The organism is Collinsella sp. AF37-9, assembly GCF_003475115.1.
Classification (GTDB): domain Bacteria; phylum Actinomycetota; class Coriobacteriia; order Coriobacteriales; family Coriobacteriaceae; genus Collinsella.
This window is the reverse complement of the sequence record NZ_QROQ01000004.1, coordinates 90720-105669: the sequence shown is the minus strand read 5'-3', so window position 1 is coordinate 105669 and position 14950 is coordinate 90720. Positions and strand designations below refer to the sequence as shown.

At 60.3% G+C, this 14950-nt stretch carries 9 protein-coding genes; 8 read left to right on the top strand and 1 reads right to left on the bottom strand.

Annotated elements, in window-relative coordinates; genetic code table 11:
- Positions 1-371: 371 nt before the first annotated feature.
- The 8 genes from DW024_RS02555 (at position 372) to rpsJ (ending at position 13896) form a co-directional block, all read left to right on the top strand.
- Positions 372-3800 carry a DNA-directed RNA polymerase subunit beta gene (locus tag DW024_RS02555; protein ID WP_233541312.1) on the top strand — a complete coding sequence of 1143 codons (3429 nt, stop codon included), beginning with the start codon at positions 372-374 and terminating at the stop codon, positions 3798-3800.
- Between the two features lie 6 nt (positions 3801-3806).
- Positions 3807-8282 (top strand): DNA-directed RNA polymerase subunit beta', encoded by a 4476-nt coding sequence (locus tag DW024_RS02550; protein WP_187361807.1) that lies wholly within the window; start codon positions 3807-3809, stop codon positions 8280-8282.
- A 385-nt stretch (positions 8283-8667) separates the two neighbouring features.
- Positions 8668-9186, top strand: a complete 519-nt coding sequence (locus tag DW024_RS02545) for an RNA polymerase sigma factor (RefSeq protein ID WP_233539765.1) — start codon at positions 8668-8670, stop codon at positions 9184-9186.
- Entirely contained in the window at positions 9137-10213 is a 1077-nt protein-coding gene (locus DW024_RS02540; RefSeq protein WP_118376895.1) for a DUF4179 domain-containing protein, read from the top strand. Before DW024_RS02545 ends, DW024_RS02540 begins: the two co-directional genes overlap by 50 nt.
- A 270-nt stretch (positions 10214-10483) precedes the next feature.
- Complete coding sequence (rpsL, locus tag DW024_RS02535; RefSeq protein WP_006235012.1) at positions 10484-10861, top strand: 30S ribosomal protein S12; 378 nt, start codon at positions 10484-10486, stop codon at positions 10859-10861.
- 73 nt (positions 10862-10934) lie between these two features.
- Entirely contained in the window at positions 10935-11408 is a 474-nt protein-coding gene (gene rpsG / locus DW024_RS02530) for a 30S ribosomal protein S7 (RefSeq protein ID WP_006235013.1), read from the top strand.
- A gap of 19 nt (positions 11409-11427) precedes the next feature.
- Positions 11428-13527, top strand: coding sequence for an elongation factor G (gene fusA / locus DW024_RS02525; protein ID WP_022094183.1), 2100 nt, complete (start codon positions 11428-11430; stop codon positions 13525-13527).
- Positions 13528-13587: 60 nt separating this feature from the next.
- A complete protein-coding gene (rpsJ, locus tag DW024_RS02520) occupies positions 13588-13896 on the top strand; it encodes a 30S ribosomal protein S10 (protein ID WP_022094184.1) in 309 nt (102 codons plus the stop codon).
- A 116-nt stretch (positions 13897-14012) separates the two neighbouring features.
- Here the strand turns inward: rpsJ and DW024_RS02515 are convergent, their stop codons facing one another.
- Positions 14013-14789 (bottom strand): biotin--[acetyl-CoA-carboxylase] ligase, encoded by a 777-nt coding sequence (locus tag DW024_RS02515; RefSeq protein WP_117635351.1) that lies wholly within the window; start codon positions 14787-14789, stop codon positions 14013-14015.
- Positions 14790-14950: the final 161 nt, after the last annotated feature.

The window sequence follows — 14950 nt, the reverse complement described above, 5'->3', positions numbered from 1 at the left end:
GTTATACCCTAAGAGCAAACCACCCTTTTTAAGGGTGGTTCTGATTTGGGCTGTGCCCGCGCTTCCATTTCGCTACTCAGCGGCGTGCGCCAGCAGCTCTGTTCACAGAAAATATATGAACATATGTTCTATACACACCTATCTACCTGCACCTTTTCTGTCGAAAAACTTTGCTACTCCAAAAACTCAATCGCGTCAAGGCTTTTCTTGCTCAACGGTCGGTACCTGATAAACTATTAGGTTGCGATAACTGGCGAAGCCATGCCTCGCCAATCCACCGAGCATTTCCGTGAAGGAGGAAAAACCTGGTGACCAACGCAATCACTGCCACTGAGCGCACGCGTGTCAGCTTCGGGAAAATCCCGGAGGCCATGGAGCTCCCCAACCTTATCTCTGTTCAGAGGGAATCCTTTGAGCGTTTTAAGAGCGAGGGCCTTCGTGAGGCGTTCAAGGAATCCAGCCCCATCCAGAGCCAGAACCATGTTCTCGAGGTTACCTTCGGCGAGCATCAGTTTGGCGATCCCGCGCACACCGTCGAGGAGTGCCGCGAGAAGGACATGACCTATCAGGCTCCGCTTCTGACCGACGTCCGTCTTACCAACAAGGAGACCGGCGAGATCAAGGAGCAGCTCGTCTTTATGGGCGACTTCCCCATGATGACCGATCAGGGCACCTTCATCATCAACGGTACCGAGCGTGTCGTCGTCTCGCAGCTCGTCCGCTCCCCGGGCGTGTACTACAGCTCCGAGATGGATTCGGGCAAGCAGATCTACAAGGCCCAGATCATCCCGTCCCGCGGTGCCTGGCTTGAGTTTGAGGTCGACAAGCGCGACCAGCTCATGGTCTCCATCGACCGTAAGCGCAAGCAGAGCGCCACGATGTTCCTGCGCGCCCTTGGCATTGCCGTCACCAACGACGACATCATCGAGCTGCTCGGCAACTCCGATGTGATTAAGCGCACCCTGGAGCGCGATACCGCCCTCACCCGCGAGGATGCCCTTATCGAGATCTACCGTCGCCTGCGCCCGGGCGAGCCTCCCACCGTGGACGCTTCCCGCAGCCTGCTCGAGGGCCTGCTCTTTAACCCGCAGCGCTACGATCTGGCCCGCGTCGGTCGTTACAAGGTCAACAAGAAGCTCAACCTCACCACCGAGGAAGAGGTCACGGTGCTCACCGACGAGGATATCGTCGCGACGCTGCGCTACCTGCTGTCCCTCGCTGCCGGCGAGCAGGGCTTCAAGGTCGACGACATCGACCACTTCGGCAACCGCCGCATCCGCACCGTCGGCGAGCTCGTCGCCAACCAGTTCCGTATCGGCATGAGCCGTATGGAGCGCGTCGTCCGTGAGCGCATGAGCTCCCAGGACATCGACGAGATCACCCCGCAGTCGCTCATCAACATCCGCCCGATCGTGGCCTCCATCAAGGAGTTCTTCGGTTCCTCGCAGCTCTCGCAGTTCATGGACCAGGCGAACCCCCTGACCGGTCTGACCCACAAGCGCCGTCTGTCCGCACTCGGCCCTGGCGGTCTTGCCGGCCACAAGTCCGGCTCCAGCCGCCGCACCAACGTGCCGACGGCCGTCCGCGACGTTCACAATTCGCACTACAGCCGCATGTGCCCGATCGAGACCCCCGAAGGCCCCAACATCGGCCTGATCGGCTCGCTCGCCCTCTATGCCCGCGTCAACGAGTATGGCTTCATCGAGGCCCCGTTCCGTCGTGTCGAAAACGGCGTTGCCACCGACCAGATCGACTGGATGACCGCTGACGAGGAAGAGAAGCACGTCATCGCGCCGGCCAACACGCCGCTCGATCCCAAGACCAACGAGTTCATCACGACCGATGCCGAGGGCAAGATCGTCCGTCCGCACACCGTGATCGCCCGTACCCGCGACTTCGACGGCTCCTTCGGCGCTCCCGCCGACGTGCCTGTCGAGGACGTCGACTACATGGACGTCTCGCCGCGCCAGATGCTCTCCGTCGCAGCCACGTTGATCCCGTTCCTTGAGCACGACGACGCCAAGCGTACGCTCATGGGCGCCAACATGCAGCGTCAGGCCGTGCCGCTGGTTCACCCTGCCGCTCCCTATGTCGGTACAGGCATGGAGCGTCGCGCCGCCCTGGACTCCGGCGAGGTCACCCTGGCCAAGAACGCCGGCGAGGTCATCTTTGCCGACGCCGCCAAGATCATTGTCAAGCATGCCGGCGGCATGGACGAGTATCACCTGGCCAAGTACCAGCGTTCCAACCAGTCCACCTGCATCAACCACCGTCCGCTCGTGCGCGTCGGTGACACCGTTGAGCAGGGCGAGCCCCTGGCTGACGGTCCTTCGACCGATCACGGCGAGCTCGCGCTGGGCCAGAACCTTACCGTGGCCTACATGCCGTGGGAAGGCTTTAACTACGAGGACGGTATCGTCGTGTCCGAGCGCCTGGTGGCCGAGGACCTGCTGACAACCATCAACATCACCCGTCACGAGATCGACGCCCGCGACACCAAGCTCGGCCCCGAGGAGATTACCCGCGAGATCCCGAACCTCTCCGAGGACATGCTTGCCAACCTCGACGAGGACGGCATCATCCGCATCGGCGCCGAGGTCGGCCCTGGCGACATCCTGGTCGGTAAGGTCACGCCTAAGGGCGAGAGCGCTCTGACCGCCGAGGAGCGCCTGCTGCGCGCCATCTTCGGTGCCAAGGCCCACGATGTCCGTGACACCTCCCTTAAGATGCCTCACGGCGCTTACGGCCGCGTCATCGACGTCGTCCGCTTTAGCCGCGAGAACGGCGACGACCTGGCCCCCGGCGTCAACGAGCAGGTGCGCGTCTACGTCGCCCAGCGTCGTAAGATCCAGCAGGGCGATAAGATCGCCGGCCGCCACGGCAACAAGGGTGTTATCTGTAACGTTCTGCCGGTCGAGGACATGCCCTACATGGCTGACGGTACCCCGATCGACGTTATCCTCAACCCGCTGGGCGTTCCTTCGCGTATGAACGTCGGCCAGCTGCTCGAGTGCCACCTTGGCTGGGCTGCTGCCTGCGGTTGGGATACCGAGCAGGCCGACTCCGACAAGTACGTCCCCGGTCCGTTCTTCACCGCCACGCCCGTCTTCGACGGCGCCAAGGAGGACGAGATCGCCGAGGTCATCCGTCGTGCCAACAAGAACATGCTCAACAAGGCCACCGCTGCCTTTGGCGATCACATGCGCCCCGAGTTCGTCACCCAGCTTGACGAGCGCGGCAAGACCCGTCTGTTCGACGGCCGTACCGGCGAGGAGTTCCGCGAGCCCATTACCGTGGGTACGTCCTACATCCTCAAGCTCGGCCACATGGTCGACGACAAGATCCACGCCCGTTCGACTGGCCCTTACAGCCTGGTTACCCAGCAGCCTCTGGGCGGCAAGGCCCAGTTCGGCGGCCAGCGCTTCGGCGAGATGGAAGTTTGGGCACTGTACGCTTACGGCGCTTCCAACGTCCTGCAGGAGATCCTGACCGTCAAGTCCGACGATACCGTGGGCCGCGTCAAGACCTACGAGTCCATCGTCAAGGGCGAGAACGTCCCGGTTCCGGGTATCCCCGAGTCCTTCAAGGTTCTCGTCAAGGAGATCCGCTCCCTCGCGCTGGACATCGAGCCCATGCACGATGCCGACGAGGACGCCTCCGCCCCTGTGACCGCCGAGGAGACCTCTGCTCTCGACGACCTGGCTGCGCTCGCCGGCGTTGACACCGACGTCGAGGCCGAGGATGCCGAGACCGCCGAGGCACCCGAGGCTGTCGCCGCCACGACCACTGATAAGGAGTAGTTGACTGTGGCAGATTTCGAAGCTACTGATTTTGACTCGGTAAAGATCTCCCTTGCCTCCGCCGACCAGATCCGTTCCTGGTCGCACGGTGAGGTCAAGAAGCCGGAGACCATCAATTACCGTACCCTCAAGCCCGAGAAGGACGGCCTGTTCTGCGAGAAGATCTTCGGTCCCGCCAAGGACTGGGAGTGCTCCTGCGGCAAGTACAAGGGCATCCGCTTTAAGGGCATCGTCTGCGAGCGCTGCGGCGTCGAGGTCACCTCGGCCAAGGTGCGTCGCGACCGCATGGGCCACATCGAGCTCGCCGCTCCCGTGTCCCACATCTGGTACTTCAAGAGCCCCACGAGCTTCCCGATGAGCCGTATGCTCGACATCAAGTCCAAGGACCTCGAGAAGGTTCTGTACTTTGCCAGCTACATCATCACCGAGGTTGACTACGAGGCTCGCGAGGCCGACGCTGACGACCTGCGCGAGGAGCTCGCCGCCGATCTGGAAGAGATCGATGCCGAGTGCGCCCGCCAGATCGAGTCCCTCAAGGAGCAGGGCGACCCCGAGAACTTTGACGAGTTCTCCGACGAGGAGCCGCTGACCCCCGAGGAGATCGCCTCTGGCATCGTCGACATCGAGGAGGAGTGCAAGGACGAGAAGCAGCTCCGCACGGACGCCTTCAACGCCTTCATGAAGCTCACCGAGCGCGACCTCATCTCCGATGAGCCGCTGTTCCGCGAGATGACCCGCTACTACTCCATGTACTTCAAGGGTGGCATGGGTGCCGAGGCCGTCCGCGACCTGCTCGCTGCCATCGACCTTCCTTCCGAGGCCGAGAAGCTCAAGGCCATCATTGCCGACGAGGATTCCCAGAAGCAGAAGCGCGAGAAGGCCGTCAAGCGCCTCGAGGTCGTTGACGCCTTCCTGAAGGGTGGCAACAGCCCCGCGAACATGATCCTGGATGTCATCCCGGTCATTCCGCCCGATCTGCGCCCGATGGTCCAGCTCGACGGCGGTCGCTTTGCCGCGTCCGACCTCAACGACCTGTATCGTCGCGTGATCAACCGTAACAACCGACTCAAGCGCCTGCTCGACCTGGACGCCCCTGCGATCATCGTGAACAACGAGAAGCGCATGCTCCAGGAGTCCGTGGACGCCCTGTTCGACAACGGCCGTCGTGGTCGCCCGGTCTCTGGCCGTGGCGGTCGCCCGCTCAAGTCGCTCGCCGAGGCCCTCAAGGGCAAGCAGGGTCGTTTCCGTCAGAACCTGCTGGGCAAGCGTGTCGACTACTCCGGCCGTTCGGTAATCGTTACCGACCCCAAGTTGCTGCTGCACCAGTGCGGTCTGCCCAAGACCATGGCGCTGGAGCTCTTCAAGCCCTTCGTCATGAAGCGCCTGGTCGAGCTCGGCAAGGTCGAGAACATCAAGGGCGCCAAGCGCGCTATCGACCGCGGTGCCACCTTTGTGTGGGATATCCTCGAAGAGGTCATCGACGGCCGCGTCGTGCTGCTCAACCGTGCACCGACCCTGCACCGTCTGTCCATCCAGGCCTTTGAGCCGGTTCTGGTCGAGGGCAAGGCTATCCACCTGCACCCGCTGGTCTGCTCGCCCTTCAACGCCGACTTCGACGGCGACCAGATGTCTGTCCACGTGCCGCTGTCCAGCCAGGCTCAGGCCGAGGCCCGCGTGCTCATGCTCTCTGCGAACAACCTGCGCTCTCCGGCATCCGGCAAGCCGGTCAACATCCCCTCGCAGGACATGATCATCGGTGTGTACTACCTCACCCAGGTCCGCGACGGTCTGCCGGGCGAGAACCACGTGTTCGCCAGCTTCGACGACGCGCTGCACGCCTATGACTGCCGCTCCGAGGTCGACATGCAGGCCAAGATTCAGGTCCGCGTGTCCGCTGCCGACGCCAATGTCATCAACGAGGACGGCACCCGTATCTTCCGCGTCAAGAACGGCAAGAACGAGTTCGTCGACTACGACGTCACCGGCAACAAGACCGCGCGCTTCGAGACCTCCATCGGCCGCATCATCTTCAACCGCCAGTGCCTGCCCGAAGACTACGAGTTCATGAACTACAAGATGGTCAAGGGCGACGTGGCCAAGCTGGTTGCGGACTGCTGCGATCGCTATCCCGAGGCCAAGGTCGGCCCGATCCTCGACGCCATCAAGTACTCCGGCTTCCACTACGCTACCCGCGCTGGCCTCACCATCTCGGTGTGGGACGCTCTCATCCCTGCCGAGAAGCAGGAGCTGCTCGATCGCGCCCAGGCCAACGTCGACCAGATCAACGAGTACTTCGAGGAGGGCTTCATCAACGAGACGGAGCGCCACATCGAAGTCGTTAATGAGTGGACCGCTTGTACCGATAAGGTTGCAGCGCTCATGCTCGACTTGTTCGACGAGGAGAACCCGCTCTACATGATGGCCGACTCCGGCGCCCGTGGTTCTAAGACCCAGCTGCGTCAGCTCGGCGGCATGCGTGGCCTGATGGCAGACATGTCCGGCGAGACGATCGACCTTCCCATTAAGGCGAACTTCCGCGAGGGCCTGCTGCCGCTCGAGTACTTCATTTCGACCTACGGCGCCCGTAAGGGCCTGGTCGATACCGCATCCCACACCTCGGACTCTGGTTACCTGACCCGTCGTCTGGTCGACGTGGCCCAGGACGTCATCGTCCGCGAGGAGGACTGCGGTACGCACGAGGGCGTCACCTACAACCTCATCATCCCCGGCACCACCGACCTCAACACCGACCTCGTCGGCCGTTGCTTCATTGAGGACGTCGTGGCTCCCGATGGCACCGTGCTCTTTGAGCAGGACGGCTACATCGAGAAGGTCGCTGACATCCAGAAGATGGTCGATGCCGGCCTTAAGAAGGTCAAGCTTCGCGCGCTGCTCACCTGCCGCTCCAAGTACGGCGTGTGCCAGAAGTGCTACGGCTGGGATCTTTCCACCCGTCGTCCGGTCGCCATCGGTACCGCGGTCGGCATTATTGCCGCCCAGTCCATCGGCGAGCCCGGTACGCAGCTTACGATGCGTACCATTCACTCCGGCGGCGTCGCAGGCGTCGACGATATTACGCAGGGTCTGCCTACGGTCAGCCGTATGTTCGATATCGTCGGTAACGTCAACGAGAAGATTCTGGGTCGCGAGGCCGAGCTGGCTCCGTACTCCGGCCACCTCTCGATTAAGCCCGAGAAGTCCGAGTACGTGCTGACGCTCACCGATTCCGAGGATCACACCCGTGTCCTCGACGAGCGTCGCGTCCCCGCATCGGTGCGCTTCATGCCCGAGATCGAGGACGGCTGCGAGGTTCGCGCCGGCGACCAGATCACCAAGGGCTTCGTCAACTTCCGCAACCTGCGCAAGCTGACCGACATCGAGTCGACGATGCACACCTTCGTCGAGAGCGTTAAGGACGTCTACACCAGCCAGGGCGTCGACCTGAACGACAAGCACATCGAGGTGCTCGCGCGTCAGATGCTGCGTCGCGTTCAGATCACCAACCCCGGCGACTCCAAGTACCTGCTTGGTCAGTACGTCGACCGCTACGAGTTCGCCGACGAGGTCGAGCGCGTTGCCCGTCTGGGCGGTCAGGCTCCCGTGGCCGAGCCCGTCATCCTGGGTACGCTCAAGGTCGCGTCCAACATCGACTCCTGGCTGTCGAGCGCTTCGTTCATCCGTACCGCTGGCGTCCTTACCGAGGCTGCCATCGAGGGCAAGGTCGACCACCTGCTCGACCTTAAGTCCAACGTCATCGTCGGTAAGAAGATCCCGGCTGGTACCGGCCTCAAGCCGTACGCCAACGCCAAGCTGACGTATCGCACGGCCGACGGCTACGTGGACATCGACGGCCCGGCTTCGCCCAACGCCAAGTCGCTGCCCGAGTGGGCTCCTGTGGAGCTCAAGGACCTGGACGAGCAGCTCCCGCAGCAGCTCGACTGGGCCGGCTACGACGAGTTCGGTGGTGCTGACGGTTCGTTCACCCGCAACGGCCATACCATCTCCGCCGAGAAGGCTCGCCTGTACCTGTTCGACGACCTGGGCGTGTCGCAGCGTTGGACCAACAAGTTCAGCGAGGTCGGCATCGAGACGGTCGGCGACCTGGTCGGCAAGTCCGAGGAGGATCTGCTGCGCATCGATGGTATCGGTGCTAAGGCGATCGAGGAGCTCCGTGACGGCCTGGAGGCCCACGACCTGCTCTACATCCTCGAGAACAACGACGACGTTGCCGACGAGGAAGACCTCTCGCAGCTGCTGCAGATGGTCTTTAGCCCCGACGGTCCGGACGATATCCTGCTGGGTACCTCCGCTCCGACGCATCACGCCGACGCCGACGAGGAGCTCCTGGGCGCCCCGATCGACGACAAGAAGGCTCCCGCCAACGGCGCGATCAACGAGGACATGGCGTCCCTCGACGAGCTGCTCAACCAGCTCGTGGACACCGACGACGCCGAAGAGGCCAAGGACAACGACGAGGAATAATTTCCTAGTACGTTAACCGCCCTTCCAAAGACCCGCTTCCCAACAGGGGAGCGGGTCTTTTTTGGTGAGGAACGTTGCCCCGACGAGCACGTCGGATTCCCGGAACGGGCGGCCCGCTGTTAAAGTTTGTCGCGAGTTCCGCACGCAAAGGAAAGCACTTAATGTGCTTTCCGTCTTGTGCAGGACTGTAGAGCAGCAAACTTAAACAGCGGGCCGCCCGTTCCGGGAATCCGCCCCCGCGCACAGAAGGGGATTCCTTTTGCCAATAAGGGACAGGTTTATTTTGGTAGGTTTTTCCTGCTTGGATTTGAAACATTTCGTTCGGCCAAAGCGTATCTATGGTGAGGACCTCATCAAGAACCATCAGCGTCACCGGGAGGTGATTATGGAAGAACAAGCTTTTAGACAGGCGGTTGAAGACCACCGTGATGTCGTGTTTCGGATCGCCTTGACGTACCTGCGCGATCGCGCCGATGCCGACGATATTGCCCAAGATGTCTTTCTTAAGTTGCTTAAAAGCGATGGACACTTTGAAAGTTGGGAACATCTTCGCCGCTGGCTTATCCGGGTCACGATCAATGAATGCAAGTCTCTCTTTCGAAAACCGTGGAGGCGCGTGGAGGATATCGAGAATCTGACCGATTCGCTCTTGGCGGCGCAGGACGAGACTAAGGCCGTCCTGTCGGACGTCATGCGGCTTCCGGAACGATTCCGTATCCCCATCGTGCTCTATTACTATCTGGGCTTCTCGACTTCAGAGATTGCCGAGTTATTGCATGTGCCAGCCGCGACCGTTAGAACGCGTTTAGCTCGCGGTAGATCGAAGCTCAAATTCATCCTAGAGGAGGGCGGCCGTGAAATCCAATCAAATCAAGCAGGCCTTCGAGTCCATCCAAGCCGATAGCGATCTTGCCGACTGTGTTATTGATGCTGCTGCGGGTGAGCCGCTTCATCGAAAGGGCCACGCGAAGCCTCTCTATGTTGCCGTAATCGGATGCCTTGCCGGAGTGCTGGCGACCGGAGGGGTCGCCTATGCCGTCGTCAATTCCAGTTATTTTGCCTCTGCCTGGGGAAACCACGGCAACGGAGAGTCCATTACCTGGACTCAAGGTGGCTCGTCGGGGACTAAATATACCTACACTAGAGAGTTTGGTGACGGCATTGCGCCCCAAAGCTTGGAGGGTTCAGTACAGAAGGTCAATCTGTCCGTCGAGGGCAACGGCTATACACTCGACATTCATGATATGGCTATCGATAAAAACGGTTGCGGTGCCGTGACGTTTACGTTGTCCAATCCAAATGGTGTTAACTACTACAAGCCGGCAGCAGAGACTGGCGAACTTGTTCTCTATGGTGAAGAAGAACAAGGCATCGGCACGCCCAGCATGAACTTCGGCGAGGAATGGGCTGACACACGCTGCACCATTGATAAAGACACATCAAGCGACACGGTCATTAACGGCACAATGTACTTTGCCTCATGGAATCGCGATCGAGATTTAGGACATGCTGTCACCTGGAATATCAGCTGGACGGAGGGCGAAGGTGAGGATGCGAAGCATGTCGAGGCATCGACACCCGAGTTTAGCGTCGGAGCGTACGTCGATACAAAGGAGCTCCGCTCCGACGACTCGCCTCTTGAGATTAGCCCGTTTTCCATCCAGACGCACATCGATGATCTGGGCATTGACGCAGTCACGAAAAAGTTGACCGTTACCTACAAGGATGGATCGGAGCAGATTATCGAAGACGATGCTGCAGGCGCGTACAATTCCTATTTTTCGCTGACGCGCAATAGCGGGGAGAACATCTCGGTTCCGACAAAGCTGATCAATGTCAATCAAGTGGTCTCGGTAACCCTTGAGGGCATGAGGTACACATCAACAGGAGAGACCGAAACAGAAGTACCCTTTACCATCGTCTATTCGTAAGACTTGAGGCCGCTTCCCACTAGGGGAAGCGGCCATTTTTGCGTTACATGGACGGCTGGAATGGGCACTTGCGCACAGGCGGGGATTCCTTTTATGGAGGCTTTGCGGAAATATAGCTATTTTGGGATACGCCCGGCGGCGTGGTCTGTTGACGACACAGCTAACGGCACGTATCCTATCGAACTGCGTGTTTCGTAGGGGGATGCTGACCCCTCGATTCAAGCCGTTGCACTTTACAGAAAGCTGGAATCATTCGAGAAGGAGTACGCTTTGCCTACTATTAACCAGCTGGTTCGCCAGGGCCGTCGTTCCGTGCCCAAGAAGTCCAAGAACGCTGCTCTGCAGCACAACTCCCAGAAGCGCGGCGTGTGCACCCGCGTCTTCACCACGAGCCCCAAGAAGCCGAACTCGGCTCTTCGTAAGGTTGCCCGTGTTCGCCTTGTCAACGGCATCGAAGTTACTGCTTACATCCCGGGTGAGGGCCACAACCTGCAGGAGCACTCCATCGTGCTCGTCCGCGGCGGTCGTGTCCGTGACCTCCCTGGTGTCCGTTATCACGTCATCCGTGGCGCCTACGACGCTGCTCCGGTCCAGAACCGTATGCAGGCCCGTTCCAAGTACGGTGCTAAGCGCCCCAAGGCTAAATAAGCCAGATAACGTTTTGATACTTTCGCCGTGTGCCGCCTAAGCGCCGCACGGTAGACACTTAAGGAGATTTCACATGCCGCGTCGTGCAGCAGCTAATCGTCGTGAGGTTCAGCCTGACGCCGTTTACAACAACCGCCTGGTGACTCAGCTCATCAACAAGGTCCTTCTTGACGGCAAGAAGGCCACCGCTGAGCGCATCGTTTACACCGCTTTCGAGATCGTTGCCGAGAAGTCTGAGGGTGGCGACGCTCTCGCTACCTTCAAGAAGGCTATGGACAACGTCAAGCCCACGCTCGAGGTTAAGCCCAAGCGTGTCGGCGGCGCTACCTATCAGGTCCCGATGGAGGTCAACTCCCGTCGTTCCACCGCTCTGGGTATCCGCTGGATCGTCAACTTCTCCCGCGCTCGCAAGGAGAAGACCATGGCCGAGCGTCTCGCCAACGAGATCCTCGACGCTTCCAACGGCCTGGGCGCTTCCGTCAAGAAGCGTGAGGACGTCTTCAAGATGGCCGAGGCCAACCGCGCGTTCTCTCACTATCGTTGGTAAGTTAAGGTAAGGAACTAACATGGCTAAGCCTAAGTACAAGCTTTCCGATACCCGTAACATCGGCATCATGGCCCACATCGATGCCGGTAAGACCACCACGACCGAGCGTATTCTTTACTACACCGGTAAGACCCACAAGATCGGTGAGGTCCATGAGGGCGCTGCCACCATGGACTGGATGGTTCAGGAGCAGGAGCGCGGCGTAACCATTACCTCCGCTGCTACCACCTGCTTCTGGAACAAGGACGGCAAGGACTACCGCATCCAGATCATCGACACCCCGGGCCACGTTGACTTCACCGCCGAGGTCGAGCGCTGCCTGCGCGTCCTCGATGGCGCTGTCGCCGTCTTCGACGCCGTTGCCGGCGTTCAGCCCCAGTCTGAGACCGTTTGGCGTCAGGCTTCTACCTTCAACGTTCCCCGCATCGCCTTCATCAACAAGTATGACCGCGTGGGCGCTGACTTCTTCAACGCTATCGAGACCATGAAGGATCGTCTCGACGCTAACGCCGTGGCCGCTCAGGTCCCGATGGGCGCCGAGGACAACTTCTGGGGCGTCATCGACCTGGTCACCATGACTGCATGGGACTTCAAGGCCGACGAGAAGGGCATGACCTACCCCGAGCCGATGGACGAGATCCCGGCTGAGTTCGCCGACATCGCTGCCACCAAGCGCGAGGAGCTCCTCGACGCTGCTGCCAGCTTTGACGACGAGCTCATGGAGAAGATCCTCATGGAGGAGGACTTCACCGTCGAGGAGCTCAAGGCTGCTCTGCGTAAGGGCGTTCTGGCCAACGAGCTCAACCTCGTCTTCGTGGGCTCCGCCTACAAGAACAAGGGCGTCCAGGAGCTGCTCGACGCTGTCGTCGACTACCTGCCCAGCCCGCTCGACGTTGAGGCCGTCACCGGTACCGATCCGGACACCGGCGAGGAGATCCAGCGTCATCCTTCCTTCGACGAGCCCTTCTCCGGCCTGGTCTTCAAGATCATGACCGACCCGTTCGTCGGTAAGCTCACCTACGTCCGCGTTTACTCCGGCCGCGCCGAGTCCGGCTCCTACGTTGTCAACGCTTCCAACGGTCAGCGCGAGCGCCTCGGCCGCATCCTCGAGATGAACGCCGCCGAGCGTATCGACCGTGACGACGCTGCCGCCGGCGACATCGTCGCTTGCGTCGGATTCAAGAACTCCACCACCGGTGACACCCTGTGCGCCGAGGGCAAGGAGATCGTCCTCGAGAAGATCGAGTTCGCTAAGCCCGTTATCGACGTTGCCATCGAGCCCAAGACCAAGGCCGAGCAGGACAAGATGTCCCTGGCTCTGACCAAGCTCGCCGAGGAGGACCCGACCTTCCAGGTGTCCACCAACCACGAGACCGGCCAGACCATCATCGCCGGCATGGGCGAGCTGCACCTCGAGATCATCGTCGACCGTCTGCTCCGCGAGTTCAAGGTTGACGCTAACGTTGGTAAGCCCCAGGTTGCCTACCGCGAGACCGCTGGTCACGACGTCGAGAAGGCTGAGGGCAAGTTCGTCCGTCAGTCCGGTGGTCGCGGTCAGTACGGCCACGCCGTCATCAAGCTCGAGAAGATGGAGGAGGGCTTCGGCTACGAGTTCGTCAACGCTATCGTCGGCGGCGTCGTGCCCAAGGAGTACATCCCGTCCATCGACAAGGGCATCCAGGAGGCCCTGAACACCGGTGTTATCGCCGGCTTCCCGGTCCTCGACGTTAAGGTCACCCTGTTCGACGGTTCTTACCACGAGGTCGACTCCTCCGAGGCCGCCTTTAAGATCGCCGGTTCCATGGCTATCAAGGACGCCCTCAAGAAGTCCGACCCGCAGCTGCTCGAGCCGATCATGGCTGTCGAGGTCGAGACCCCCGAGCAGTACATGGGCGACGTTATGGGCAACCTCTCCGGTCGCCGCGGCAAGATCGAGGGCATGGAGGATCGCAAGAACAGCAAGCTCATCCGTGCCAAGGTGCCGCTGGGCGAGATGTTCGGTTACGCTACCGACCTTCGCTCCCAGACCCAGGGCCGTGCATCCTACACGATGCAGTTCGACTCTTATGAGCCCGCGCCCAAGTCCATCGTGGACGAGGTCATGAGCAAGAACGCCTAAGTTCGAGCTCCCTGTTACGTAATCCGCGAGAGCATCTCTCGCACTCTTTGGAGGTTTAAGTTGGCTACCCAGAAGATCCGCATTCGCCTCAAGGGCTATGATCACGAGGTCGTCGATCAGTCCGCGAAGCTCATCGTCGAGACCGCTCAGAAGACCGGCGCTCGCGTTTCCGGTCCTGTCCCCCTGCCCACCGAGCGCAACCTGTACACGGTTATCCGCTCGCCGCACGTGAACAAGGACTCCCGTGAGCAGTTCGAGATGCGCACCCACAAGCGCCTCATCGACATCCTCGACCCCACCTCGGGCACCGTTGATTCGCTTATGCGTCTCGACCTCCCCGCTGGCGTCGACATCGACATCAAGCTCTAAGCGATATCGCTCATAGCTTAAAGGGCCCCGCTGCCGCTACGGTAGCGGGGCCCTTTTGTTTTGCATGATGGGTTTGGATCGCCGGGTAAGGCTGCCGAGCGGCTGGCTGTGGCGACCTACTCACTCAAGGGGCGCAATGACGCTTCCTCAAAATGGAAGGATCGCAAGCCGTCTTCTGTTTCGATGCACGCACGACCAAAGCCATCGACCGTTTTAAAGATGCCTCGCGCCAGCTCGTCACCGGCAGGGGAGCGGGCGATAACGTGCTTTCCAATCCAATTGAGGTGAGCGACATATTCGCCGTGGACGGGCGCGAGCGGTCCGGTGTTTTCTTCCATGGCGTTGAGGCGTTCTGCCCAGGCATCTATAGCGTCTATAACTGCGTGATAGACCTCATCGAGGAGCATGTCGACAGCTGGAACGTTCTCGTTAAGGTCCGAGAGACCGATTGCCGGCAGGCCGCCATCGGGCACCTCTTGGGGCGCATAGTTCACATTGACACCAATGCCACAGACGGCGAAAGGTTTGCCTTCGTTATCGCGTGCGGCCTCGACCAGAATGCCGCCGAGTTTGCGTCCACGCGCGACCAGGTCGTTGGGCCATTTGAGGCCAATCTCGTTTGCAAGACCCTGTTTTTCGAGCGCCTCGAGCACCGCTAGGCCGCTGACGGCAGCAAGACCAGAGTACTTCGCAGGATTAACGCATGGACGCAGGACAATCGAAAGCAATAGGTTGCCGGCGGTTGAATCCCACTTGTGGCCGCGCCGGCCGCGTCCTGCTGTCTGAGCCCGGGCGGCAAGTCCTGTGCCGTGCGGCGCTCCCTGTTTTCCTGCTTCGAGCAGGTCATCGTTGGTCGATCCGGTTACGTCGACTATCGTTAATTTGGCATCCATAACGGCTGCTACCTCCTTAATGAATAAGTGAATAACGCAATGGTGTCGAGAGAGACACAATGTGAAGCCTTTGTCGCATTTGGACAATTTAATGTTAACACGTTAACAACGACTGAAATGCGCTATCCTCTCATGGTCGATGTAAACACGTCAACAACTCA